This is a genomic window from Brachyspira pulli, assembly GCF_036997785.1.
GTDB lineage: Bacteria > Spirochaetota > Brachyspiria > Brachyspirales > Brachyspiraceae > Brachyspira > Brachyspira pulli.
Map to the genome: position 1 here is coordinate 13,366 of NZ_JAWLQI010000023.1, position 25,901 is coordinate 39,266.

The window sequence follows — 25,901 nt, forward strand, 5'->3', positions numbered from 1 at the left end:
AGACACAACTAACTCATATAATATATTAACCTCAAACATAATATTTTATTTCGTCATTATTTGTATTATGTTACCTTATTTAAATAATAAGGCGTATACACAAACCACAAATACCAATAACACAAAAAGATACGGACAATTATCAGCATCTTTAGAAATGATAGCTTATGGAAGAATGAGCGATTTAATAGAACAAACTGGTAATGAAGATACCCTAGGAGTACTTTTATATGGTGATTTGCATTATATAAAAGAATATAAATATGCTTCTATAGAGGCTGCTGCTAATGCAAGATTTTATGAACCATTATCACATAAAGCTAGATTCTATAAAAACATGTCTCCTCCTGTATTTGATTTTTCTAAAATGAATATATTTGTAAATTTTAAATATATAGGAATAAGAGCTGGAGTATTAGAGCCATATACAAAAAATATACCTATGACATCATATTTTCCAACCTTATTTTATGTACATACTGTAAGCACTAATAAAGCAACTGTATTATCTGGCCCAAGGGATATGCCCATAGGTTATGATACTCAATTAATACCTAGATATGACACAGGTCTTATGATAGAATCTTCTTTTTATGGCGTATTTATCGGTGTAGGCTTAGTTAATGGGGAAATGGGGCTTGATGCCAATTCATCTAAAGGATTAATGGCTAAAATATCTTACAGTAATGATTATATAAATACAGGTGTTGCTGGAGTAGTTACAGAAATAGGTTCTCAGCCAATAAAAGAATGGGGAGATAGCATTAATGCATATTTCTATTTTAGAAATGGAAAAAATGGAAGATTTACTGTAGGTGTAGAAGGTTTTTGGTTTAGACATGGTATAAGAATATATAATGAATATTTTCCAGGTCAAGATAATACAAATAAGCCTCATTTTAATGATGGTTATTATACAGATTTTTCTATTCAAACATTTAATGGAAATAAACCTTATTATGCTATGAGCGGTTTCTTATTCTTTGAAGCTAGAAGATTATGGAAATTTGATATAACAGCTCATGTAGGGATACATGATAATAACATATATTCTAATTTAGAAGATATTTTTCAGCCTAAATTTAGGGCATTTTTAAGAATAACTCTAAACATAACAGACGATTTTAAAATAATGTTATCTGATACATTTACTTATGACCCTGTATATAAAAATAATTATCAATATTATGAATTAGAGGATAGATATCAACTTGGTGTTATATCTTATGAATCTAAAAATGGCGGTCATTATACAGTTGATAATGATTTTTATTTGGGATTAAGCTTTAAATTCGGCGGTACTTGGGGAAAGAAATAATTTTAAATAAATAGTAAATTATAACTTTATTTTTTTAATTTTTAATTTATAATACTTCGCATGAAAAAGATAGATTTAAACAATATAAATAGAATAGTATTCAAATTTGGTACAAATGTTTTAAGAAATGATGAAGGATATATTTCATTAGCTAGAATATATTCTTTTATAGAAGCAATAGCAAAATTCCATAGAATGGGAAAAGAAGTTTTAATAGTAACTTCCGGTGCTGTCGGACTTGGAGCAAAAAAAATTAATGTAAAAGATTTAGATGAAGTTGCTCTAAAACAGGCTTGTGCTGCTATAGGACAATCTCAGCTTATGTCTATATATGAAGACGGATTTTCAAAATTCGATATAGTAACAGCTCAAATTCTATTAACTGAAGAAGATTTTTCTAATAGAAGAAGATATTTAAATCTTAATTCTACATTAAGTATGCTTTTAAAATACAAAGTTGTACCTATAATAAATGAAAATGATACAGTATCTAGTGATGAGCTTAAACAATTATATGATGTTACACAAATAAGTTTTTCTGATAACGATAAATTATCTGCTTTAGTAGCAAGCGAATTAGATGCTAATTTACTTATAATACTTTCTGATATAAATGGTCTTTATGATGATAACCCTAAAACTAATCCTAATGCTAAATTCATACATGAAGTATTTGAAGTAACAAAGGAAATAGAAAGTTTAGGTCTTGATGCTTCTAAAGGCGGACGAGGCGGAATGAAAACAAAACTTCAGGCTGCTAAAATAGTTACAAGATCCGGATGTGCATTATTTATAGCAAATGGAAAAAGACCTAATGTTCTTAATGATATATTTGAAACTAAAGACAAAACAATATTCTACCCTGTTGAAGAAACAAGCGAACTTTCTACTAAAAAAAGATGGATTGCTTATGCTACTACTATAATAGGTAAATTAATAGTAAATGCCGGAGCTAAAAAGTCAGTTTTAGAAAAAGAATCAAGTTTGCTTCCTATAGGTGTAATAAAAGTAGTTAATACATTCAAAAAAGGCGATATAGTAAGCATTGTAGATGAAAGCGGAAATGAATTTGCAAGAGGTATAATCAATTATAACTCTGATGATGTAGAAAAAATAATAGGCCATCATTCTGATGATATATTAAAAATATTGGGATATAAAAATTACGATGCTGTTATTACTAGAGATTATATAGTAATATTATAATACAGATTTAAGGTGTTCGGTAGCATCTTCAGGTGTAATTGAATTAATAAATACTCCGCTTCCTAATTCATAACCTGCCAATTTACTCATTTTTGGCATTATATCTAGAAACCAATGACTTGAATGATCATATTTATTTTCAAGTACTGGTAAAAGTGTATGAAGCACATAATTAAAACTTACTTCACCAAGAAGTTTATATAATCTATCAAATATATTCTTTAATAAACTAGCAAAGTCTAATATTTGAGGACTAGATGCATAAGTTATACTGTTGGAATGTTTTTTAGGAATTACATATATTTGATAAGGCGACCTTGAAGCAAAAGGCGAAATGGCTATAAAACTGTCATTTTCACATATAACTCTTTTATCAATTATTTTTTCTTCTTTTATTATATCGCAATAAACACATCTTTGATTTTCATTATAATATTCTAAAGCTCCATTAATTTCATCGAGCATTTGTATAGGAATGAAAGGAGTAGTAATAATTTGTGAGTGAGAATGAGAAAGACTGGCACCAGCTTCAGGGCCGAAATTTTTAAAATGAAGGCTGTATAACATATCTTTATTTTTAGATAAATCTTTAAGCCTCATCATTACCGCTTTAAATATATAGAAAAAATCCTCTGTCTGAGCATGATAAAAATTAAAATGATGATTAGGGTGTTCTATAATAACATCATGAAACCCTTTAGAACTGCTTGCACAAAAAAGTTTATTTGTCATAGGCAATTCATTTTCACGAGTTTCAGATATTATAGGATACTTATTAGGCACTATTCTGACCTGCCAAATTTCCTCCTGTTCAGCATAAACTGTATAAACAGGATCAGGTGTTTTCATCTCATGGCCGCGGCAAAAAGGACAACTTAGTTCAGAATTAGCAACATGCTTTTCATTCATATTAACATAATCACTAGGTCTTCCTGTCCTTTCCGATGAAATAATAACAGACTGCTTTGTTACAGGGTCTTTACGAATATGTGGCATAAAAAATATTTAACCTATAAGTCTCTTTATCTTGTCCTTAATCTCTGTAAGATTACCAGATTTTAATATATAACCATCAGCATTCCAAACAGAGAACTCATGTCTATAATTGTTATAAGCTGTACATATTATAATTGGTAACTCTCTATGTTTCTCTCTAACTTTGGCTAAAAAGTCTAATCCGTCCATTTTTGGCATTTTTATATCCAAAGTTATCAAATCAATATGAGGAGTACCTTTATCAAGCATTTCTAAGGCTTCTTCTCCACTATCAGTGGATACTACATCATATCCCTCATCTTTAAACTCTTCTTCAAAGAGAGTTCTAATGCTCTTTTCATCGTCTAAAACTAAAATTGTTTTCTTAGGCATATTTTACTCCATATATCTTATATTCATATTATAATAATTGAATTAAAAAAGTCAAATAGAATTTTTTAATTTGATTATCATAATTTTGTTTATTTCATACAAAAAATTATTTATTGTATATATATTATAGTACAATTTTTACTTTTTTTCACTTTCTATTGACTTATTATAACTAGCAATAACACTTTCTATAAGTCCGCTTCTAAGTCCTTTTTCCTCTAATACTTCAACACCTTTAATAGTAAGTCCTCCAGGTGTACATACTCCGTCTTTTAATTGTGCTGGGTGCTTTCCAGACTCTAAAACCATTGCTCCTGTACCTTTAAATACTTGGGCAGCCATTTCTATAGAAGTTTTTCTGTCTATACCCATAACTACACCTGCATCGCTCATAGCCTCTATTAATATATACATAAATGCAGGAGAACAGCCAGCCATAGCATTATAAGCATGTATTTGTTCTTCTTTGATCACCTTAACCATTCCAACACGTTTTAATAGCTCTACAACACCATTTTCCACAACTTTATTTTCTGTTTCTACAACGGATATAAAACCATTACAAGTTTTTACAGGTGTATTAGGCATTATTCTTACTATTCTGCTTCCATTAAAATACATAGCCAAATCTTTTTTAGATATAGAAGCAGCAACACTTATTATTGTGGCACCAACTTTAATAGCTGATGATATTTCAGCAGCTACAGCTCTAACCATATATGGCTTAACTGCTATAAATAATACATCAGCCTCAGAAGCTACTTTTCTATTATCAGTATAAACTTTTATTCCTAAATTCTTTTCAAGATAATCTTTTTTTTCCATAGTTTTTACGCTTGCTATGATATTTGTATACTCTATTCCAGATTTAATAAATCCTTCTATTAAAGCTCCGCCCATAGCACCAGCACCAATAAAACCTATAATCATATTAAAAACTCCATAAAAATTATTTATTATTAAAAATTATTATATTTTAAAATATATTAAATTTCATAAAATAAAATATTAATAATTTTCATATTTCAAATATAAAAATATTATTTTAAAGAAGTATCAATTACAAACATAGTTGCTATCATCTTTGAAAGCATATTATCTTCTTCATCTTTCACTACTGATTCTACTATAATTAGATTTTTTCCTTCATTAATAACCTCGCCTACTGCTATTACTTTTTTACAAACAACAGGCTTTAAAAAATGTATTTTCAATTCGGAAGTTACTACTCCTTTTCCTTTTTCAAGAACGGTAGAAGCAGCATTACCTCCTGCAGTATCAGCCAAAGCAGTAACCATTCCGCCATGCATATAACCTAAATACTGAGAAAACTCTTTTTTATTTTCGCATGATATTATAACCTTGCCTCTTTCAACATGTTCAAGTTTCATTCCAACGAAAGACAAAAAATCTTGAGAATAAAATCTTTTTTCTACTTTTTGATATATTTCCTCATCTGTCATTTAATTATCAGCTCCTAAAATTTATAAATAAATATCAAACTATTTCAGTAAATTTAAACAGTCCTTAATGCTATATTGTGAAAAAACTTTTTTACCAAATAATGTAATAGCCTGAACCGGACATTCATTTACACATCTATAACACAAAGTACAATTATGATTACTGCAAGCCTTTTTATTTTCATTCAAATTTAAATTCTTCATAGGACATAATTTAACACATTTTCCGCATCCTATACATTTATTTACATCTATTTTTAATTTATTACTAAAATCTCTATTACCAAACCAAGCTCTTTGAGATAAATATCCAAGCATAAAACTTACAAAACTAAGTCCGTCTTTTGGATATTTTCCATCTTTTAATAATTTTGCTGTTTCCTCTATTTTTAATTTTGTTTTTCTTATTATATTAGTATTATTTTCTACAGTTTTGCATGTAAATTTTCCATCGCTTATAGAGTCAGGCATTTTTAAATGAACTGCTCCAATTATATCAGCTTTATATTTTTTTAATATTCTCGCCAATACTCCAGCACCATCACCGCTAAACATATACATAGTAGCTATTATAAATACTTTTTTATTATTAAAAATACTTCCGTTACTATTCACAAACTCCATTAATATTCTAGGTACTGAACTAAAATAAATAGGATAAGAAATAAATATATTTTCATCATTAGAAATTTCATTAATTAATTCTTTATTATTATTTAATTCTTCTACAGAAAATATTTTATAATTATCAGTATAGCACTCTAAAAAATATTCCAAACAATATTTGCTATTGCCTGTACCGCTGAAATAAATACCAGTCATAAAAAACCTCAAAAAATAATTTATATTTAAAATAATAATATTTTTTATAAATAAAGCCAAGCATAAAATATACTTGGCTATAATATTTAATATAATATTTTTAATTAATAAAGAATTTATATATATAATTAATAATAAACATAGCAAATAATATTATTGGAAGAACATAAGTTACATAAAATCTTGAAGAATTTGGAAACTTTATTCCAGTACCAGAATCAACTTCTTGTAAGAAATTATTCCAGCCCCAACCATATTTAGATACACAGAATATTATTATATATATTCCTCCAAGCTCAACTAAATTATAACTAACTATAAAATCAAATAAATCTAAGAAGCTTGTATTTGCCCCCATAGGCTGAATAAATGATAAAACATTAAAACCTAAAGCAGTACTTAAAGAGCATATAAATACAACTATACCAACTATTATAGATGCTTTATTACGCTTCATATTAAATTCTGACATTGTAAATGCTATCAAATTTTCAAATACAGTAACAACAGTAGTTAAAGCAGCCATTGATAAGAAAATAAAGAACAATGTTCCCCATAATCTAGGTAAAGGCATAGAATTAAATATATTAGGCAATGTAACGAATGCAAGTCCTGCACCTTCTCCAGGATTTACTCCAAAAGCAAAACATGCAGGAAATATTACAAGACCTGAAAGAAATGCTATTAAAGTATCCAATATTACTATTATTATGGATTCATTGGTAATAGATTTCTCTTTTCCTATATAACTTCCAAATATAGTCATGCTTCCTATACCAATACCCAATGTAAAAAATGCCTGACCAACTGCTGCGTATATAACTTCAAAAAAATTATCTACACCTCCATCGAACATCTTTGATAAATCCGGAAGTAAATAGAATTTTATGCCCTCTATAGCACCATCTAAAGTTACAGACCTTATTATAAGAACTATAACTATAACAAATAATGATGACATCATAAATTTAGAAGATTTTTCAACTCCGCCCTGAAGACCTTTAAAACATATCAATGTTCCTAAAAATACAGCTATAAATAAACTTATAACCATTACTTTAGGATTAGAAAGCATATTTCCAAAAAATTGTGCAACTCCATCTGGACTTAATCCTAATGTAGCACCAGTAGCCATATAATAAGCATAAGTAATAGTCCAGCCTGTAACACTGGTATAAAACATCATCAGTATAAGACAGCCAAGCATTTGTACATATCCTATTAGATGCCATTTTGAACCTTCTTTTTCTAATACTTTATAAGAACCTGCAATATCTCTTTGACCAGCACGTCCTATACTGAACTCCATTATTAGTATTGGAAGACCTACAACTGCTAAACATATTAAATAAATAAGTACAAAGGCAGCTCCGCCATATTTACCTGTTATGTAAGGGAATCGCCATATATTTCCAAGCCCTATAGCACATCCTGCTGATACTAATAAAAAACCGAGCCTGTTTGATAATCTTTCCCTCTTTTCATTATGCATAATAGCAACTCCATACAATTATTTTAATTCAAATATTATACATCATAAAAATATTACTTCAAGCAGTAATAATAAAAATATTTAAATTTATTATAAAAAAAGGACCACTAAATATAGTGATCCTTAAAATTTCATAATATTGATATTAGTGTATTGTAACTATACGAACACTATTTTCCTGCCATCTTCCCTGCCATTTACTGCCGCTGACAAGTATAGCTGTATCTCCATGTGAAGCCAAATTATGTTTAACTAAAGTATCTTCAAGTATATCAATTTGACCGCTATGACTAATACCTGCACTGAAATTCAAATCTTCAGGCATATTTATAGTATAAACATTATGACATATAGCAAGACTATTACATAAATTACTATCAGCTGACATAAATACAATAGGAGTTTTTGGTCTTTTCTTAGATAAATTTTTAACTGTTCTTCCAGACCTTGAAAGAGCTATTATTACTTTATTAGGCAAACTATATGATAAATAAGATGCACTATCTGCCAAAGCATCATTAAGGCCTCTGTCTAAATATGTCATATTTTCATGAGATGTTTTTACAATAGACCTTTCAGCAGCTTCAACTATAGAAACCATAGCTTTTACTGATTCTACCGGATAATCACCAGAAGCAGTTTCTGCAGACATCATAACAACATCGGTACCATCTAAAACAGCATTAGCGACATCGCTTGCTTCAGCTCTTGAAGGAACAGGGCTTTTTGTCATACTTTCAAGCATTTGAGTGGCTATTATTGTAATTTTACCCATATTATTAGCCATTTTTAATATTTTCTTTTGCCAAACTGGTACTTCTCCAAAAGGTATTTCAACACCTAAATCTCCTCTAGCTACCATAACACCATCAGAATGCTTTATTATATTCTCTAAATTTTCTAAAGATTCAGTATTTTCTATTTTAGATACTATTCCAACATGCTGTAAATTATTATCATCTAAAATCTTTCTAAGTCTGATTACATCTTCATCTCTTCTTACAAAGCTCATTCCTAAATAATTAACACCATTTTTTGCAGCAAATAGAGCATCATTAACATCTTTTTCTGTTAAAACCTCTGTTGTAACATGTGCTCCTGGTAAATTAATACCTTTACTGCTTAATATAGTTCCACCTGTTATAACTTTACATACAACAAGTTTTGAAGCTTCATCACTAGATTCTACTATTAATTGTATTGTTCCGTCTGCTATTAAAAGCATAGAACCATTTTTTACATCATGAGCTATATTACTATGAGTTGTAGGAATGATACTTTCATCATTTGTTTCTTTATAGCCGCTTAATTTTACTATATCCCCTTCTTTTACTGTAATAGGTTCTTTTAATTTTCCTATTCTTATTTTAGGACCTTGTAAATCTGCAAGTATAGCCACAGGCTTTTTTAAATCATTTGAAACTTTTCTTATTATATTGATTCTTTCCAAATGTTCATCATAAGTACCAAAAGAAAAGTTCAATCTGCATACATCAGCACCATTTTCTATAATCTTTTTTACCATATCTTCATTAGACCATCTAGGGCCTAAAGTCGCTATTATTTTAGTTTTTCTCATTAATACTTCCTTTATTCAAATTTACACTTATTAATCATAAAATTTTATAATATAAATATAAAAAATTATAGAGTAATGTAAAAATAATTTTTTAATTTTTATAAAAAAATAATAATATAATAAATTTTACACTTTAAAAAATATATTAATAGTATATAATAATTATATGATGAGAAATGTAATTATTATTTTTATAATCAGCATATTAATATTGCCTATATATGCATGCAAACCTCAAAATGTAACCATAACATTTAATGATATAGCTGTAGATATACCAAAAGATTTTCAAAAAGGTTTCCTAGATCAAACTGTTTCTGTTGATAATTCTGTGGAATTCAACGAATCTTATGGAGTTGAAAGAAAAACAGCTATATATACAGTTGTATATACAAAGCATAAAATAGCTTATAGCGGAAGAGTAAGTTTAGAAAATGCAAGAAACACTATAGTAAATGGACTCAAAAACAACAAAGCTGTACAAGAATTTCAGGTAGTTAATGAAGGTGCAGTAGAGGGATATGAGAACTCTTATCAAATTTTACTAAGTTTCTATTATGGTCCAAATAAAACATATCATAAATCATTTTTAATGCTTCATAATAATGCAATACTTCAAATAATGTGTATGTATAATGCCAATAGCAAAAAAGATGATAAAGAAATAAATAATATTATAAATTCTGTAAGAATCTTAGAAAATAACACTAATAATTAAATATATTCAATTAATATAGAAGCTAATTCTTTAACTTTATCTATATGTAAAGTTTCCCCTCTTATATTTCCGTCTATATTAGCTTTCTTTAATATTTCATCAACATATTTTTTATCTATATTTAAATAAGGTGAATTAATAAAGTTATTTTTTATTGTTTTTCTTCTATTATGAAATAAAGTTTTTGATAGAGATTTGAATATTTCTATCATATTAACATTAACTTCCTTAGGTACTACACTTATAATAGATGATGTAACTTTTGGTATAGGATAAAAAACATCTTTAGAAACATTATACTCCAATTTTATAGATGACATGAAATTAGCAAATAAAGTTAAAGAAGAATAATCTTCTGTATTTTCTTTAGCTATTAATCTATTGGCAAAATCACTTTGAACCATAAAAACTGCATAATTCCATTTACCATAAGATTTTTCTAAAAGCCACTCCATTATTGGGCTTGCTATATTATATGGTATATTTCCATAAACATCATATTTATTTTCTGAATTTGAAATATCAACAGTAAGTATATCTTTATGAATTATATTAATATTTTGAAATTTCTCTATTAAATGATTATATAAAGCATTATCATATTCTACTATAGTCAAATTTTCTTTATATATATCAACAAGCATATTACTTAAAGCTCCAAGTCCTCCGCCTATTTCTAAAGCAAATTCACCTCTTGAATAATTTTCTGGAACTGTAGATGCTATATTATATGCTATATTTCTATCGCATAAAAAATTTTGACCTCTATTTTTGTTTGGAAATATAGATTTATCTTTTAAATATTCTATTACTTCTTTTTTTGAGTATAAATTATCTAACATCTCTTGGAATTCTAGCCATTTGGAATAATACTATTAATATCAATATCAAAGCTATAACAATAATAATAATTACACTTAAAGTAATTTGAGATACCATAACAAGAAGCATAGATATATAGCTTACAATTACTTTAAATACTAAGCTTAAAAGCAATGTACCAACTACTCCAGTAACTCTATTATATATATGGAAATAATCTGTACAAGTTGACATTCTAAATCTAAATGAATAATAAGCTATTATAACAAATAACAATAAAAATGTTATAGGTTCTATACTTTTTGTTATTAATTCAAAATTTATATCTTTATCTGAATATCCAAATTTAGTAATTTCTTTTCTCAAAACAAATAAATCAGATAAATTTATATATTTTAACTCTAAACTTGCATAATTTTTTATAACATCTATAGTATTATCTGATATAGATATAGGAATAATTATACTATTTGTATCATCAAATGTATAATTTTTATTTACAGTATCAAAGTGTCCTTTTAAAATTATATTTTTATTATTATTAGTTCCTTTAAATACATCAGCGATTTTTCCATACATATAATCTTCGCATGAAATAATTTTCAATTCATCATCTAATTTAATTAAAGAAATATCGAAGAGATAAAAACTATCTTTAAAAATAGCACTGCTTGCTGATGATAATAAAACATTTTTATCCACCATTAAGTTAATACCATTATGATTCAATGCTGAAGAATATTGTAATATAGCAGGATTATTAATATATGCTTCTCTAATTTCTCTAGCTTCTTTTATAAAGAAATCATATCTGCTAATAGCATCTTTTATAATAGAATAATAGTTATTTACTTCTGCAACTGTAGGAGCTTCCATATACAATTTAGAAATTCCATCATAAGCTTCCCATAATCTTCCAGTTTCATAAAGAGTAATGATTTCTGATAATCTGCTGTATGTAGATGCCTCTTCTGTAGTAGTACTATGATAAAGAGGCTTTTCATTATTAGCTATGCTTATTCTATTTATATAATATAATGCTAATGGATTATATTTATCTAATGATACAACTTTATCGAAATATTTATATGCTTCATTATAATTTGACAAACTGAATGCTCTTGTACCTTGTTTTATCAAATTATTAATATTATCAACTTCTGTTTTATGAAGCCTAATATGTTTCTTTCTTTTTTCTTCCTGAATACCTTTTATAAGAAGCAAAGTATTACCGTCATTTTTATCATAGAATAACGCTTCTTCTGCAAAAGATGAAGCCATTTCTAAATTGCCATTTAAAAACTCATTTCTAGCCTTTTCATAAGCTTCATTTTTCAATTTAAGACCATATTCATAGTATACTTGCATATCTCTTTCAGCATTATGATTTTTAACTGTAGAGATAAAAATATTTACAAAAGAATAATCATATACGGCATAAAAAACTACCATTAGTACAATAGTAGCAATAGGAACAGCTATAACTTTAGATACACTTTCCTGATATAAGAACTTAGCTTTGAAAAAAGCAAAATATACAGATAAAGATATTATATAAGGCATATAAGTTTTATAAAATATCAAACTTAATAATACATAAGTAAACAGTGAATAATCTCTACCTGCCCCCCTAGAGTATAAAACATATAATACGAGTATTATAGTTATACTTACAATACTCATTATTAAGAAGTCTAATACAAGTCTAGTAGTTATGCTATGTTCTTTTTTCATCATGAATCTATATTTTCTTCAATAACTTCTACTTCCTCTTCTATAATCTCTACGGGTTTTAACTTAGGCTTTTTATCGTAAATATCCTGCATAACCTTCTGAGCCAGAATTCTAGGAGGTAAAACTGTAAAATTATTTACAACTATATCGAAATAATTTAAAGCTTCTTTATACTTATTTTGATAGTAATAACAAAAACCTATTTCATAATAGGCCCAAGCTACATCTTTAGCATAATTCTCTCTATCAAAATTATCTATTATGTATTGATAATATGCTATAGCTTTTTTGTAGTTTTTATTACCAAATTCAGTATACGCTTTCTCTGCTATTATCCTAGGGTATCTTTCTTCCTCTACAGATACTTTAACAGCAGAGGCACATGAAATTAGTAAAAATAAAAGTACAACTAAAAAAACAAAACTTTTTTTCACCAAAAATTCCACTATTTTTTTATAGTATATACTTCATCACGTACAGGCAAACTTTTGCGTAAAGCTTTTAGGAAACTTCTTAAATCTCCCATTTCTTTATAGTCATCACACTTTTCCACTGTTCTTCTGGCAACTGTAAAATACTTGTACATCTTTTCTTCACCAAGTTTTTTACGCCATTGTTCTTGTGTGCATTTTACTCTTAGCAAATATTGATTTCCGTCTATACCGCTAGATTTTCTAAACAAGACGCAATATCTGCAATTAGCACAATAAATACCTGTTTCTGACGATTGTTCATTTTGTTCTTCGCTCATAAATACTTACCATAAATTATATTTGTTTTATTTTGATACTGCAAGTATAACAAACTTTAAGATTAAAGTCAAGATTTCAGCTTTGCTAAAACATTTTATATTTTTCATAAATTTATAGTAACAAACAAAGCAACAAAATTTAATTATCTTATATTATTAGATGAAATATATCATTTAAATAAAAACGAAAAATATTACATTTGTAAAAAAAATATAATATTATTTTTTATTATTGCTAATAAAAAATTTTACGAGAATAAGAAAAAGGATAGTTATGAAAAAAATAATATTAATATTTATTTTATTATATATCACAGCATACTCTCAAGATGTTTCAAGTAACTTTGAATCTTTATATGAACAAATAAGAGAAAAATATTCTGCTATATATCCAAAAAAAATTGAAGCCTATATAAACGGTAAAATAGTACAAAGACAAATTGATACTATACCTGCCAAAAGCTATTCAAAAACAAAAGAAGATATAAAATTAAAATTCACTTTTTCTCAAGGCGGCAAACCTACCCTAGTACTTGAAAATGTTGATAGTTTTTATAGAAATATGTTTTCTGTTTTTGATGGGGCATTAGAAACTGTAGGCATTTATACTATTGTTGGTGAGAGTGATGATTATGCATCTTTATCAAAAAAATTCACTTATGAAACTGCTGAAGAAAACAAAGATAAATATGAAATAACATTGAGAGCAAAAGGCGAGAACAGCAATTACACAATTACATATATAGTAGATAAGGAAACTTTGTTAATAGAAAAAGCTGAATATTATAATAAAAAATCTAAAATATATGATGTTTCCATAACCTACGAAAATATAGAAGATTACACTATTCCAAAAATTATAAAATATAAAAGCTCTGACGGTAAGGTAAATTCTGAAATAGAATTTGTTGATATAAAAACTTCTTAAAAAATAAAAAATTACGGACTGAAAACTTATGAAAAAATTATTATTAATTATAACTTCTTTAGCTTTAAGTATAAATCTTTATGCCATTGATGTAGAAAGTTTATTTAATCTTTCAAATAATGGAGATATTGTATATTATAAAAGTGATGATATAAATAATAATGATTATACTCAAGCTGAAAATTTAAAACAAAATTTAGAATCTAAAGGCTACAAAGTAAATTCTATAGTTATAGCTGATGTTCTTCCATTTGAAGGAAATGAATTTATTGCTTTGGTATCTTCAACACAAGGAAATAAAATTTGTATATACAATAACGGTGAAGAAGAATTCTCATACAGCACTGATAAATTTGGTAAAAATACTGCAGTAGATTTAGAAAACTTTTATGACAAAAAAAATGAAGTTGGAATAATTAAATATTATATCATAAATGAAAATGGAAAAGACAGAGATATTTATATGTATATGTTTAGAATAGATGGTGCAAGTATAAAATTCATTGCTGATATATCATTCTATAAAGAAATTAATTCTATGAAAAGCTCTGTAGTAACACAAATGGATAATATATTTGAAGATATAGACGGTGATGGAATATATGAAATGTTAGTAGAATCAAGAGAAACTATTGATGGAAGAAATGACAGAGTTGAATATCAAATATACAAATTGAGTAAAAGCAAAGGAAGATATGAATGTATTATGTCTTCTTGGCTTGAGGAAACTCCTGTTGATTTATCCGGATATTTTAGAAAGAGAATACAAAAATAATTAATATATATAAAATAGTTATAAAAAGCCTTAGGTAATAAAAATTACTTAAGGCTTTTTTATATTATCTATAATAATACTTAATTATTTTTATTAGAAGAATTTTTAAATATAGAAATAGCATAAAGAACTGCGGCTAATATTATTATAGCCAAAGTAATAGCTCTATTCAAATTAACTTCTTCTTTATAAACAAAAATTGCAAGCAAAGTAGCAAAAAATGGAAGCAAAAATTGTAAAAATCCAAGAGTAGAAACTTGAAGTCCTTTAGCTGCTTTTGCATATAAATATAAAGGTATTCCTGTAGCAACTCCTGCAAACATCAATGATACCCAAGAATGAATAGGCTGAGAAGTTTTAGGAAAATATATTGTACTTAAAATTATTGATGGAATTAATATAGCAGCCGTTTCTAAAAATAAACTTTCCCAACTTGAATATATTGTAAGTTTTTTAAATAAACCATATATTGAAAAAGTAAGACCTATAAAAAATGCCATTATAGGAGGTCTGCCTAATGTGATAGTTTGATAAATCATTCCTATAAACATTAAAATAATTGCAGCATATTCCAATGGAGTTTTTTTCTCTCTAAAAACTATAATGCCTACTAATATACTTAAAATAGGTGCTATATAATAAGCAAGTCCTGCCTCAAGAACATGACCAGAATTAACAGTATAAATATATAAATACCAATTAAGCCCTAAGAAAATTCCAGCTATTATTATAGATATTAAAGGCTTAATACCTCTATATAGATTTGATTTTTTATATATTATAATTATTAAAGTAAATATAAAAGTAGTTATAACTCTGATTCCCAAAATAAAAGCCGAATCAAAATTTTGAACAGATTTCCAATAAAGAGGAAGAAGTCCCCATATTATATACGCTGTCGAAGCTAGTAAAATAGATTTATTATTATTATTATTATTATTATTATTATTATTATTATTATTTGACATCAATATATCCTACATATTTTTTTGATGGTAATAATAAAATTTAATAAAAATATTTTCAATATATTAAATTCAAATATTTATGAAAAATTTAATCTTATACTTTATGAAACTTCTTTATATGAGATTAAAGAGTTTATTTTTAAGTTTTTTTAATAACAAATATCACTTACTATTTTTTTAATAATGAAACTGTCTTAAACATTAGAACAAAAATTACTGTAAATAAAGGTAATGCCATACCAAGATTAGCTTTTACTTTGAATAAAAATATACCGCATACAATAAGAACCAAAATAAACAAAATTGCTACCCAAATATATGCATACTTTAAAAAATTTACTCCTACACTTTTTAAGCCTTCTTTATATGTTTGATTATAAGGATTTATTTTCAAAGCTTTTTTATATGCTTCTTTAGCTTCTTTATTTTGATTAATATTTTTCAATGAATTACCTAAATAATACCAATATTCTGCCTCATCTGGATGTAATTCTGTTAATTTCAAAAAAATATTTATAGCACTATTATATTCTCCACTATCATAATATGATTTTGATAAAGATTTTAAATTATCTGTATCATTAGGATTTAAACTATCATATTTAACAAACATTTCTATTGCTTTTTTATGATTATTTACAGAACTATATGATCTTCCTAATAAAGTTAAAATCTCCAAATTGTTTTCATCTTTTTCTAACACTTTCGATAAAATGGAATCAGATTTTTCATATTTTTCTGATTTGTAATAAGACTTTCCTAATATTGATAAGTATTCTATGTTTTCATCATCTATTTTTAAATTATCTATTTTTGACGCATTCTTTATAACTTTATCATATTTACCTATATTATAATATGAATCAGCAAGCCAATAATAACTATCTATAATATTGCTGCTTAATTCTATATTTTTCAATAGAAAATTTATTGATGCATTATAATTTTTATTTTGATTATATGTAGATCCAATCCAATGAAGATTGTAAATATTATCATTATCTAATTCATAAGCAAGTAAGAAAAAACATATTGATTTATTATACTCTCCAATTTTATTATAACATTTTCCTAACAAATGATAATAATCATAATTTTTTTCATCTAAATCTAAATTTTTACAAAGCTCTTCTATAGTTCTATCGTTCAATTCTAGTATTCTATTTTTTAATTTTCTAGATTTAATATTTATTAATTTTTCTTCTTTATGATTTTCTTTTAATAATTTTAATGTATTCAATAATATTTCTATAGATTTATCATAATCTTTATTTTTATAAAATGCATTAGCTAATACATAAGAATTACAAAAATTATTTTTATTTAAATCAACTGCTTTTGACGCTGAATCTATAGCTTCTTTATATTGATTTATTAATATATAAACATTTGCAAGCAAGTTATAATTAAAATCATCATTAGGATACAAATCTAAGTTTTTTGATAATGCTTCTATTGCCGTATTATACTGCTTATTTTTCATATATAGTATAGAAAGATATTGATATCCGAAGCATTCATTTATTTTTTCTGTATGCTCTAAATATTTTAATATAGATTTTATGGCTTCATCGTATTCACACTTAGCATCATAAATATAAGCTAATAAAAGCAAATTATTATAATCATCATTTCGTAATTCTATAGATTTAATAATTAAACTTAAAGCATTGTCATATTGATTAATACAATAATAAACTATTCCAAGCCTTTGAAAATATTTATAATTATTAACATCTAATCTTATAGCATTTAATAAATGATTTTCTGCTTCTTTATAATTCTCATTTAATATATATAATCCGCCAAGTTTATAAAGATATTTATGATTATTAGGATCCAATTTTACACATTCTGATATAGCATATACTGCATCATTATATCTGCCGCCATTTAAATATAAATAACTTAAATGCTCCCAATATTCTGTATTATTAGGATCAGTCCAAAGTATTCTAAAATATGCTTCTATAGCTTTTTCATATTCGCCTTTATCAGCATATTCTTTTGATGTTCTTTTCCAATCTTCAAAAGTTTTTTCATCTGGTTTTGGAGGAGTTATTAATATTTGACCTGATTCAAGAATTTGAGCATTATTTATAAATACTTTTGGAGAATCTGAATTTTCTTCTTCGTTTTCATTATTGTTACTATTATCTAATTCTTCCATATTTTCCTTTCTTATGTTGTATAAGACTTATATCAAAACTAAATTAATAGATATTTATATGGCGTTATATAAATTAATTTCCTCTTAATTTATTAATAGTATCTTTTTTATTATCGCTGTCAATAATAGCACTTCCAGCTACAAGGAAATTTGCACCAGCCTCTAATACTTTACCGCAAGTTTTTAAATTAACTCCGCCATCAACTGCAAGAATTATATCTCTATTACCTATTAATTTTTTAGCTTCTTCTATTTTTTTTATAGATGACTCAATGAATTTCTGTCCGCCGAATCCAGGATTAACACTCATTATAAGCAAATAATCAATATCATCAATAATTGGCTCTATAACATCAACTCTAGTATGAGGATTAAGTACAATACCAGCTTTTATATTATGTGCTTTTATTTGATAAATTAATCTATGAATATGTATATTTCCTTCAAAATGAACGCTTATAATATCACAGCCTGCTTTAGCAAAATCATCAATATGTTTTTCAGGATTTACTATCATAAGATGAGCATCAAGAGGTATTTTACTTACTTTTTTTATATCTGAAACAACTTTTGCTCCGAATGTAATCTGCGGAACGAATACTCCGTCCATTATATCCAAATGAAGATAATCGCTGCCTGCTTCTTCAAGCTCTCTTATAGTTCCTTCCAAATTTGTAAATGATGCTGTAAGTATTGATGGTGCTATATTAATTTTACCCATGAAATTTTCCTTTATTATTTTTATGTTCACCTTCCACATTAATAAACTAAAAAACAAAAATTGTCAACTATTTAGGCTTATTTGTTTATTGCTATGTTAGCCTTTAATTACTATTTTCCATTAACAAAAATACTAAAATTTATATTTTTTAGTATTTCAATATTTTAATTATTATTTATTAGTTTTTTTATTTTTCTTTATTGTTATACTAGCCTTCTCTATTCTATCCAATGCTTTTTTAGCTGCTTCTGTTTCTGCCTCTTTCTTACTTTTACCTATACCTGTAGCAAAGTTTTTATCATTAACATAAAGTTCAGCTTTAAACATCTCATGATTATTTTCATCATGAAATTCATAAGACTTATATATTGGGCTTGTTTTATGCTTTTTTTGTATCAATTCTTGGAATATAGTTTTATAATCTTTATCAAAATTATCAATATCTAAATTATTAAGTCTATTTCTATAAGCCATCATAACAAATCTGGTAGCATTAGTAATGCCAGAATCTAAATATATAGCTCCAACTATAGCCTCAAATAAATCTTCAAGCATATTATCTCTATAACGTCCGCCTGAAGCCTCCTCTCCATGTCCTAAAAGCAGGAAATTACCAAGTTTAAGTTCCTTTGAAATATCTGCTAAACTCTTTTGAGATACCAAAGATGATTTTACTTTTGATAATAATCCTTCTTTACTTGTATTATATTTTCTAAATAAATAATCTGACATAATAAGAGAAAGTACAGAGTCCCCAAGAAATTCCAATCTCTGATTATATTTCATTTTCTTTTTTGACTCATTAGCATAAGTTCTATGAGTAATAGCTTCCAAAAGATGAGATTTATTTCTAAACTCATACTTTATAGTTTCTTGACAATTAGTTAAGATTTCTTCTATATTCATACTATAACTACCTAAAAAGATAGCATTATAATACAATGAAAAAAATAACAGTCAAGAAAATAATATCATTTTTTTATATTTATTTATCATTTTAATAAAATAATTAGCAATTAATTATAGATGAATACATATTTTCTGTGATTTCTTTAATAGATGATATAGAACTGTCATAATACCAATTATAATCAAACAAGCTTTTTTCAGTATTAAGCATATTAGTATTTCCTATTATAAGAGAATAAAATTTATTTTCATTTTCTTTTTGTTTTTCTGCTAATTTATAATCTTCATCAGTAAATCCATTAAATACAAAATCGGATATAAAAAGCAAATCAGATTTTTTATAATTTTCACTATTCATAGTTTTTATAGCATGCCTCAATGCTGGTATAGGATTTGTACCTCCATTGAAACTTAATCTTAAAAAATCAATTAAATTATCTATTGTGTTAGGATATGTTAAATCTATTATTTTTATTTGCGTGCTGAAATTTATAAGATAACAATCTCTTTTTTGTTTCATCGCTCTTGACGCTAAATATAATGTAATAGCCTTTGCAACAGTTTCCGGAACTCCTTTCATAGAACCGCTTGTATCAACACATATTATAATAGGCCCTTTCTTATTTTCTTCTTTTACCTGAATTTCTTCTTCAATATCCATATCATAATAAGAATCAATATATCCTTCCTTCTTAAAAGTTAAAAGCCTATTTTCAAAATATTTTATTCCAAATAAAGTTTCAAGTACACCTTCAGCTAAAAGAAGTTTTTCCTGAGGAAGTATATTATGTATATCTTTTGAATAAGTTATACCTACTATTTCTTCTTCTGAATTAATATCTTTTATTTTTGTGCTGAAACTTTCTTTTCTTAAAATCTTTTCTGTTTTTATAATTTCTTCAGACTTTATAAATCTTCCAAGTGTATCGCATAATCTTTTTATATCAGAATTTTCTTTTAATAAATTTAAAAGTCTTTTTATATATTCAATATCCTTTTTCAATAATTTTCCTATACCCAAATCAAATAATAAACCTATATCCTCTCCGAATGCATCTTGTATATACTTCAAATCATTCAAATAATCAAAAAACTTTTCGATATCTTGAAAAAATTTATTTCTATATTTCTCTATTTCATTTAATACCCAATTCATATATTGTTTATCAAGTTCATCTTTCCAACTATTTAAAACTGATTTTCTAATGGCTATTATTTCATTATTGTATTCATCTTTTTCTAAAGAATTTATTTTTGAATAGAAGAACTCTGCATTATCATCGCCAGCAATTAATCTATAATTTTCAATATCCTTAAAAAGTGCTTCCTTATCGGCTTCATTTTCCATAAAACTATTTTTAGCTTCTTCATAAACAGAATATGAATCTTTAAATGGATTATCATCTTTTAAATGTTTCTCTAAATTATAATTAAAATCATTTATTTTCTTAGTAATTTCTTTTTGCATATCATCATTGCTCATAAAAATATCATACTGAGAAAATCTTTCTTTTATTATAAATTTAGTTTCTTTTAATAGGCTGTCAATATTACCAATATTCATACAAAACCTTAATAATTACTCTTTAATTTATCTATACAATGCTCAATATTAATTTTAAGAGATTTCAAACTAGATAAATAATCATTATTATAAATAAACTTTTGTATATATTTTTCATTTATAAAAACAGAATCACATTTTTCAATCATAGATTTTAAATTACTTTCATAAGACTCTATTTTATTATTTATAGTATCTAGCAAATCAGAACAAACATGCATATAACTATCTTTTTTATTTATTTCTATAGGTTTTATATCTCCTTTTCTAAACTTAAAAGGAATAGATACATTCAATGATGATACTACATCTCCATCTTGATTAACAAAACGGCTGTAATAATTATTAGTTTTTATCTGAATAGTATTTGAATTTGTAAATAAACAAAATACACTATCAGCTACAACATAATCATTAGCATTTTTCAAATTACTATAATTATTATAATAGTTGTTATATCTTGGGCTTCTAGTATTTGCATTATTAAAAGCATCATTATCATATACATTTATTAAAGGGCTAAACTGAGTATTATTATTTATTTTATCAATTTCAATATAAAATTTCACATTGCTCATACTATTATTTCCATAAGTATTTTTATATTCATAAAATACATCTATATAAAAATACCTTTTACCATTTATATTAATTTCATTTTCATACACATCTCTGTCACTTATAGAATCTTTATCTATATTTGTTCTAAGTTCTTCTGCCTCATCATATATTTTACCATAGTCAAATTCATCAATATCATCATTCAAAAAACGCATTATAGATTTTTTTACTATGCTATTAACAGCATTAATATTTTCTTCTAATGTCCAAATACAGTTAGCAATTAAAAAACAGTCTGAAAGAACTATTTCTTTTCTGTCTGAAAAATATGCAGAAGCCTTTAATATATAAACAATATTCTTCCATCTTCTATCTGAAATATAAATAGGTTCATTATTTCCGTTATTATATTCATCTATTTCATTTTTTATTGAAATTATAATATTAATAATGTTAGAAGGTACTTCCACTTCTTCTATATTATTTTTTAAACTCTCCAAATCTTCAGCTGATATTTTATCTTCTTCGTTTAAATCAGCATTAAAATCAACATCTTTATCAACTATCAATGATTTAAAATTATCTATATCTTTAGCAGGATTAACCAACAAACGCATTATAAATCTATCATACATAGCATCAAGACCTTGACCTTTTGGAGGAGTTTCATTACTTGCCGCCACTAATATTTTTAAAGGCACTTTTTCTTCAATGCTTCCATTTCTGTATATCTTCTCATTTATTATAGTTAATAATGTATTTAATATTGCAGGACTGCTTTTCCAAATTTCATCTAAAAATACAAAATCAGCTTTAGGTAAATAACCTTCAGTTTGTCTTTCAAATTTATCTTCTTTAAGTTTTGATAAACTCACAGGCCCGAATACATCTTCAGGAGTTGTAAACCTATTCATAAGCTGACCGAAATATTTAGAGTCTTTAAAAGCCGATGCTATTCTTCTTACTATTAAACTTTTGGCAGTACCGGGAGGGCCGTATAAAAATACTGATTTTCCAGCTAATGCACATAAAAAAGTAAATGATATAATATCTTCTTTTTCATAAAGTCCATCTGAAAGTTTATCTATAATATAAGTCAATTTTTCTTTATTTAATTCCATCATAATGCCTTAATTTTTTTATTAATATTATAATTTGAACTAAATTAATTAACAACTTAATAATTGTTTTTTTACTTTATATATATTATAATGTTTTTCTACCTATATATTTTGATTTTTTTGATTAAGAATAAATTATTAAACTGATAAAGGAATAAAATGATATCTGTAGAGAAATTAAGTAAATATTACGGCGATTTTCATGCTTTGAAAGGTGTGAGTTTTGAAATAAATGCTGGTGAAATCGTAGGAATACTTGGCCCAAACGGAGCAGGCAAATCTACTACTTTAAGAATACTCACTTGCTACCTATCACCAACAAGCGGAAATGCAATTATTGATGGAAAAAGTATATTAAATAATGAAAGAGAAGTAAAAAGAGTTATAGGATACTTACCTGAATCTGCACCTCTTTATGATGATATGAGCGTATTCGATTATCTTGTTTATATGGCAGAAATTCAGGAACTTGAAAGAAGCAGATTAAATGACAGGCTTCATTATGTTGTTGATGCCTGCAATCTTAAAGATGTTATATCCAAATCTATAGGAGAGCTTTCAAAAGGTTATAAACAGCGTGTAGGTATTGCCGGAGCCATTATACATGACCCTAAAATACTTATATTAGATGAGCCTACTAATGGACTTGACCCTAACCAAATAGTAGAAATAAGAGAACTTATAAAAGAATTGGGAAAAGAAAAAACTGTTCTAATATCAACACATATATTAAGCGAAGTTGAAGCTACTTGTTCAAGAGCTATCATAATAAATCAAGGAAATGTTATTGCTGATGCTGATCCTAAACATTTAAGCCTAAATAACAGCAAAGAAAATAAAATATCTACTAGAATAAAATTATCAATAAAAACAAATGATGATAATAGCAAAATTATAGAAAAATTAAAAACTATAGAAAATGTTTATGATGTAAAAGCAGCAAACAATGAAAATTTAAAAGATATTGTGATATATTCAAATGATGAGGAACCTAGAGAAAAAATTTACAAATTAATAAAAAGTACTGATTGGATAGTATTTGAAATGATGAAAGAAAGAGAGAATTTAGAAGAAGTGTTCCATACATTGACTAAAGGAGATAAATAAGTGGAGAATACATTTTCAATTAATAAAACAATTAACAAATCTAATGTTATATTAAAGAAAGAATTAAGACATATATTCTTTTCACCTATAGCATATATATTTTCAGCAATATTTTTGATAGTAAGCGGAGTATATTTCTTCTCAAGATTCTTTATACTTCAGCAAAATGATATGCAGGACTTTTTCAGCATATTACCGTTAATACTTTCACTTATAATACCTCCTATAACAATGGGGCTTTTATCAAGTGAATTTTCAAGCGGTTCTTATGAGCTTATAAGCACTCAATCAGTTTCACCATTAGAAATTATACTTGGAAAATTCTTTTCAGCAGTAATATTTATGCTTTTTGCATTAATACCTACTATACTCTACCCTATAACATTAACATTTTTGGGTAGATTAGATATAGGCCCTGTAATTACTGGGTATATTGGAAGCGTATTTCTTATTATGGCATTATGTGCTATAGGAATATTCGCATCATCTACAACTAAAAATCAAATAGTGGCTTTAATTGTAGGACTTGCAATTATGATATCATTAAATATGTTTTTAAGATATTTAACTTTGCTTTTCCCAGCTGCTGTTAATATTATAGAAGTTATAAGCGGTGATTATCATTTTGCCAATATAGCAAGAGGCGTACTAGACTTAAGAGATATTATATACTTCTTATCTGTTACTGTAATATTTATATATTTGGCAAATATTATGCTGGAAAATAGAAAATAATTTACGATATAGAAAATAAAATAAAAATAGGATATATAAAAATGAAGAATAAAAATCTGACAAAAATAATAATCTTACTTGTAGTATTAGCTGTAATAAGCGTTGTAGCTTTCTACACTACAAGACAAAAACGTATAACTGTAGAGGCAAATAAACCTAGAAAACAAATTTTTGAACTTAATGAAACAAATGTTACAAAATATGAATTAAGATATGCTGAAGAACCAATAATAGTTGAAAAAATAAATGATATTTGGAAAGTAACTTCACCTTCTAATGATTATAAAATAGACCAATTAGAAGCTTTTGCTAATGTAAAAAACTTTAATACTCTTAATATAGACATGATTATAACAAATCTTGCTGAAATAGATTCATTTGGTTTAGAAAATCCAAGCAATGAATTTACAGTATGGGAAGGAGATAAAGAATATAAAATCTTTGTAGGAAATAAAACACCTGATGAAGAAAGATACTATGTAAAATATAATGACGAATATTTCAGCATAGAATTCGTATATATAGAAGCTTTAAAGAAAACTATTGATATGTTGAGAGATAAACAAATATTCGACAAGCAAATATACATAGAATCTGTAGTAAAAACAGAAAGTAATATAAGAGATTATACAAATACAATAAGAAAAGAAAATAGAACTAATTGGGTTGTTGATGGAGTAGATGAAGAAATCAATTTAAATAAAGCATACAGAGATTTTGAAACATTATCTTTAGTAAAAGCTGTAGGATTTGTATATGATAATAACACAATAAGATATTTAGAAAGAATGTTCAAAATACCTGATGCTCAAATAACAGTATATATGGAAGATAACACTAAAAAGAGTTATGATATAATATATGATAATAACGACAACAGAGTATATGTAAAACCAGAAAGCGGAATAATATATGAAGTTGATTATTCAGTATATGCTGCTGCTATGCGTGACAGAAGCTATTATATCAAAACTGAAGATGATGAAAAGGAAGAAACAACTCCAGAAGATCCTTATGCTGATATGGCAGAAGAAAGCATGAGATTAGATGAAAATATGAGGCAATAATT

The 25,901-nt window shown here is 26.1% G+C and carries 25 protein-coding genes; 8 read left to right on the forward strand and 17 right to left on the reverse strand.

Features of this window, described 5'->3' with window-relative positions; all coding sequences use genetic code 11:
* Positions 1-67 precede the first annotated feature (67 nt).
* Entirely contained in the window at positions 68-1,318 is a 1,251-nt protein-coding gene (locus R4K56_RS06765; protein WP_335772407.1) for a hypothetical protein, read from the forward strand.
* 60 nt (positions 1,319-1,378) lie between these two features.
* Positions 1,379-2,524, forward strand: coding sequence for a glutamate 5-kinase (gene proB, locus R4K56_RS06770; protein WP_335769498.1), 1,146 nt, complete (start codon positions 1,379-1,381; stop codon positions 2,522-2,524).
* On the opposite strand, the gene R4K56_RS06775 is transcribed toward proB, so the two are convergent.
* The 7 genes from R4K56_RS06775 to pyk form a co-directional block, all read right to left on the reverse strand.
* A complete protein-coding gene (locus R4K56_RS06775) occupies positions 2,519-3,520 on the reverse strand; it encodes a galactose-1-phosphate uridylyltransferase (protein ID WP_335769497.1) in 1,002 nt (333 codons plus the stop codon). The genes proB and R4K56_RS06775 overlap by 6 nt on opposite strands.
* Positions 3,521-3,529: 9 nt before the next feature.
* Positions 3,530-3,892 (reverse strand): response regulator, encoded by a 363-nt coding sequence (locus tag R4K56_RS06780; protein ID WP_012670232.1) that lies wholly within the window; start codon positions 3,890-3,892, stop codon positions 3,530-3,532.
* A 138-nt stretch (positions 3,893-4,030) separates the two neighbouring features.
* Complete coding sequence (gene proC, locus R4K56_RS06785) at positions 4,031-4,822, reverse strand: pyrroline-5-carboxylate reductase (protein WP_335756528.1); 792 nt, start codon at positions 4,820-4,822, stop codon at positions 4,031-4,033.
* Positions 4,823-4,932: 110 nt separating this feature from the next.
* Positions 4,933-5,355, reverse strand: coding sequence for a PaaI family thioesterase (locus R4K56_RS06790; protein ID WP_335756527.1), 423 nt, complete (start codon positions 5,353-5,355; stop codon positions 4,933-4,935).
* Between the two features lie 39 nt (positions 5,356-5,394).
* Complete coding sequence (locus tag R4K56_RS06795) at positions 5,395-6,177, reverse strand: EFR1 family ferrodoxin (protein WP_335772406.1); 783 nt, start codon at positions 6,175-6,177, stop codon at positions 5,395-5,397.
* Between the two features lie 100 nt (positions 6,178-6,277).
* Positions 6,278-7,669, reverse strand: coding sequence for a sodium-dependent transporter (locus R4K56_RS06800; protein ID WP_335759653.1), 1,392 nt, complete (start codon positions 7,667-7,669; stop codon positions 6,278-6,280).
* Between the two features lie 145 nt (positions 7,670-7,814).
* Positions 7,815-9,248, reverse strand: coding sequence for a pyruvate kinase (gene pyk, locus R4K56_RS06805; protein ID WP_335756524.1), 1,434 nt, complete (start codon positions 9,246-9,248; stop codon positions 7,815-7,817).
* 166 nt (positions 9,249-9,414) lie between these two features.
* On the opposite strand from pyk, the gene R4K56_RS06810 reads away from it, so the two are divergent.
* Complete coding sequence (locus R4K56_RS06810; protein ID WP_335756523.1) at positions 9,415-9,966, forward strand: hypothetical protein; 552 nt, start codon at positions 9,415-9,417, stop codon at positions 9,964-9,966.
* Here R4K56_RS06810 and rsmA read toward each other — a convergent pair.
* From rsmA to R4K56_RS06830, 4 genes are read right to left on the reverse strand one after another with little or no spacing between them, the layout of a single operon-like run.
* Positions 9,963-10,808, reverse strand: coding sequence for a 16S rRNA (adenine(1518)-N(6)/adenine(1519)-N(6))-dimethyltransferase RsmA (rsmA, locus tag R4K56_RS06815; RefSeq protein ID WP_335759651.1), 846 nt, complete (start codon positions 10,806-10,808; stop codon positions 9,963-9,965). The two genes, R4K56_RS06810 and rsmA, sit on opposite strands and share 4 nt — an antisense overlap.
* Entirely contained in the window at positions 10,798-12,525 is a 1,728-nt protein-coding gene (locus R4K56_RS06820; RefSeq protein WP_335772405.1) for a tetratricopeptide repeat protein, read from the reverse strand. The genes rsmA and R4K56_RS06820 overlap by 11 nt, the downstream gene beginning before the upstream one ends.
* On the reverse strand, positions 12,522-12,956 hold the full coding sequence (locus R4K56_RS06825; protein WP_335772404.1) for a tetratricopeptide repeat protein: 435 nt from the start codon (positions 12,954-12,956) through the stop codon (positions 12,522-12,524). Before R4K56_RS06825 ends, R4K56_RS06820 begins: the two co-directional genes overlap by 4 nt.
* Before the next feature lie 11 nt (positions 12,957-12,967).
* Entirely contained in the window at positions 12,968-13,273 is a 306-nt protein-coding gene (locus R4K56_RS06830) for a hypothetical protein (protein ID WP_335756519.1), read from the reverse strand.
* A 274-nt stretch (positions 13,274-13,547) separates the two neighbouring features.
* Between R4K56_RS06830 and R4K56_RS06835 the strand changes: the two genes are divergently transcribed.
* Positions 13,548-14,201 (forward strand): hypothetical protein, encoded by a 654-nt coding sequence (locus tag R4K56_RS06835; protein ID WP_335769491.1) that lies wholly within the window; start codon positions 13,548-13,550, stop codon positions 14,199-14,201.
* Between the two features lie 28 nt (positions 14,202-14,229).
* Positions 14,230-14,976 (forward strand): hypothetical protein, encoded by a 747-nt coding sequence (locus R4K56_RS06840; protein ID WP_335756517.1) that lies wholly within the window; start codon positions 14,230-14,232, stop codon positions 14,974-14,976.
* An 80-nt stretch (positions 14,977-15,056) separates the two neighbouring features.
* Here R4K56_RS06840 and rarD read toward each other — a convergent pair whose 3' ends face one another.
* From rarD to R4K56_RS06870, 6 genes are all read right to left on the reverse strand, one after another.
* Positions 15,057-15,944 carry an EamA family transporter RarD gene (gene rarD / locus R4K56_RS06845; RefSeq protein WP_335772403.1) on the reverse strand — a complete coding sequence of 296 codons (888 nt, stop codon included), beginning with the start codon at positions 15,942-15,944 and terminating at the stop codon, positions 15,057-15,059.
* A 169-nt stretch (positions 15,945-16,113) separates the two neighbouring features.
* Positions 16,114-18,114, reverse strand: a complete 2,001-nt coding sequence (locus R4K56_RS06850; RefSeq protein WP_335772402.1) for a tetratricopeptide repeat protein — start codon at positions 18,112-18,114, stop codon at positions 16,114-16,116.
* A 73-nt stretch (positions 18,115-18,187) separates the two neighbouring features.
* On the reverse strand, positions 18,188-18,835 hold the full coding sequence (gene rpe / locus R4K56_RS06855) for a ribulose-phosphate 3-epimerase (protein ID WP_335772401.1): 648 nt from the start codon (positions 18,833-18,835) through the stop codon (positions 18,188-18,190).
* 171 nt (positions 18,836-19,006) lie between these two features.
* A complete protein-coding gene (gene rnc, locus R4K56_RS06860; RefSeq protein ID WP_335756513.1) occupies positions 19,007-19,741 on the reverse strand; it encodes a ribonuclease III in 735 nt (244 codons plus the stop codon).
* A gap of 103 nt (positions 19,742-19,844) precedes the next feature.
* On the reverse strand, positions 19,845-21,308 hold the full coding sequence (locus R4K56_RS06865; RefSeq protein WP_335772400.1) for a VWA domain-containing protein: 1,464 nt from the start codon (positions 21,306-21,308) through the stop codon (positions 19,845-19,847).
* A gap of 8 nt (positions 21,309-21,316) precedes the next feature.
* On the reverse strand, positions 21,317-22,993 hold the full coding sequence (locus R4K56_RS06870; RefSeq protein ID WP_335772399.1) for an AAA family ATPase: 1,677 nt from the start codon (positions 22,991-22,993) through the stop codon (positions 21,317-21,319).
* A 156-nt stretch (positions 22,994-23,149) separates the two neighbouring features.
* On the opposite strand from R4K56_RS06870, the gene R4K56_RS06875 reads away from it, so the two are divergent.
* From R4K56_RS06875 to R4K56_RS06885, 3 genes are read left to right on the forward strand one after another with little or no spacing between them, the layout of a single operon-like run.
* Complete coding sequence (locus R4K56_RS06875; protein WP_335756510.1) at positions 23,150-24,097, forward strand: ABC transporter ATP-binding protein; 948 nt, start codon at positions 23,150-23,152, stop codon at positions 24,095-24,097.
* Positions 24,098-24,832: an ABC-2 transporter permease gene (locus tag R4K56_RS06880; RefSeq protein WP_297297841.1), complete on the forward strand. Its 735-nt coding sequence runs from the start codon at positions 24,098-24,100 to the stop codon at positions 24,830-24,832.
* Between the two features lie 41 nt (positions 24,833-24,873).
* Positions 24,874-25,899 carry a DUF4340 domain-containing protein gene (locus R4K56_RS06885; protein WP_335772398.1) on the forward strand — a complete coding sequence of 342 codons (1,026 nt, stop codon included), beginning with the start codon at positions 24,874-24,876 and terminating at the stop codon, positions 25,897-25,899.
* The last annotated feature ends 2 nt before the right edge of the window (positions 25,900-25,901 follow it).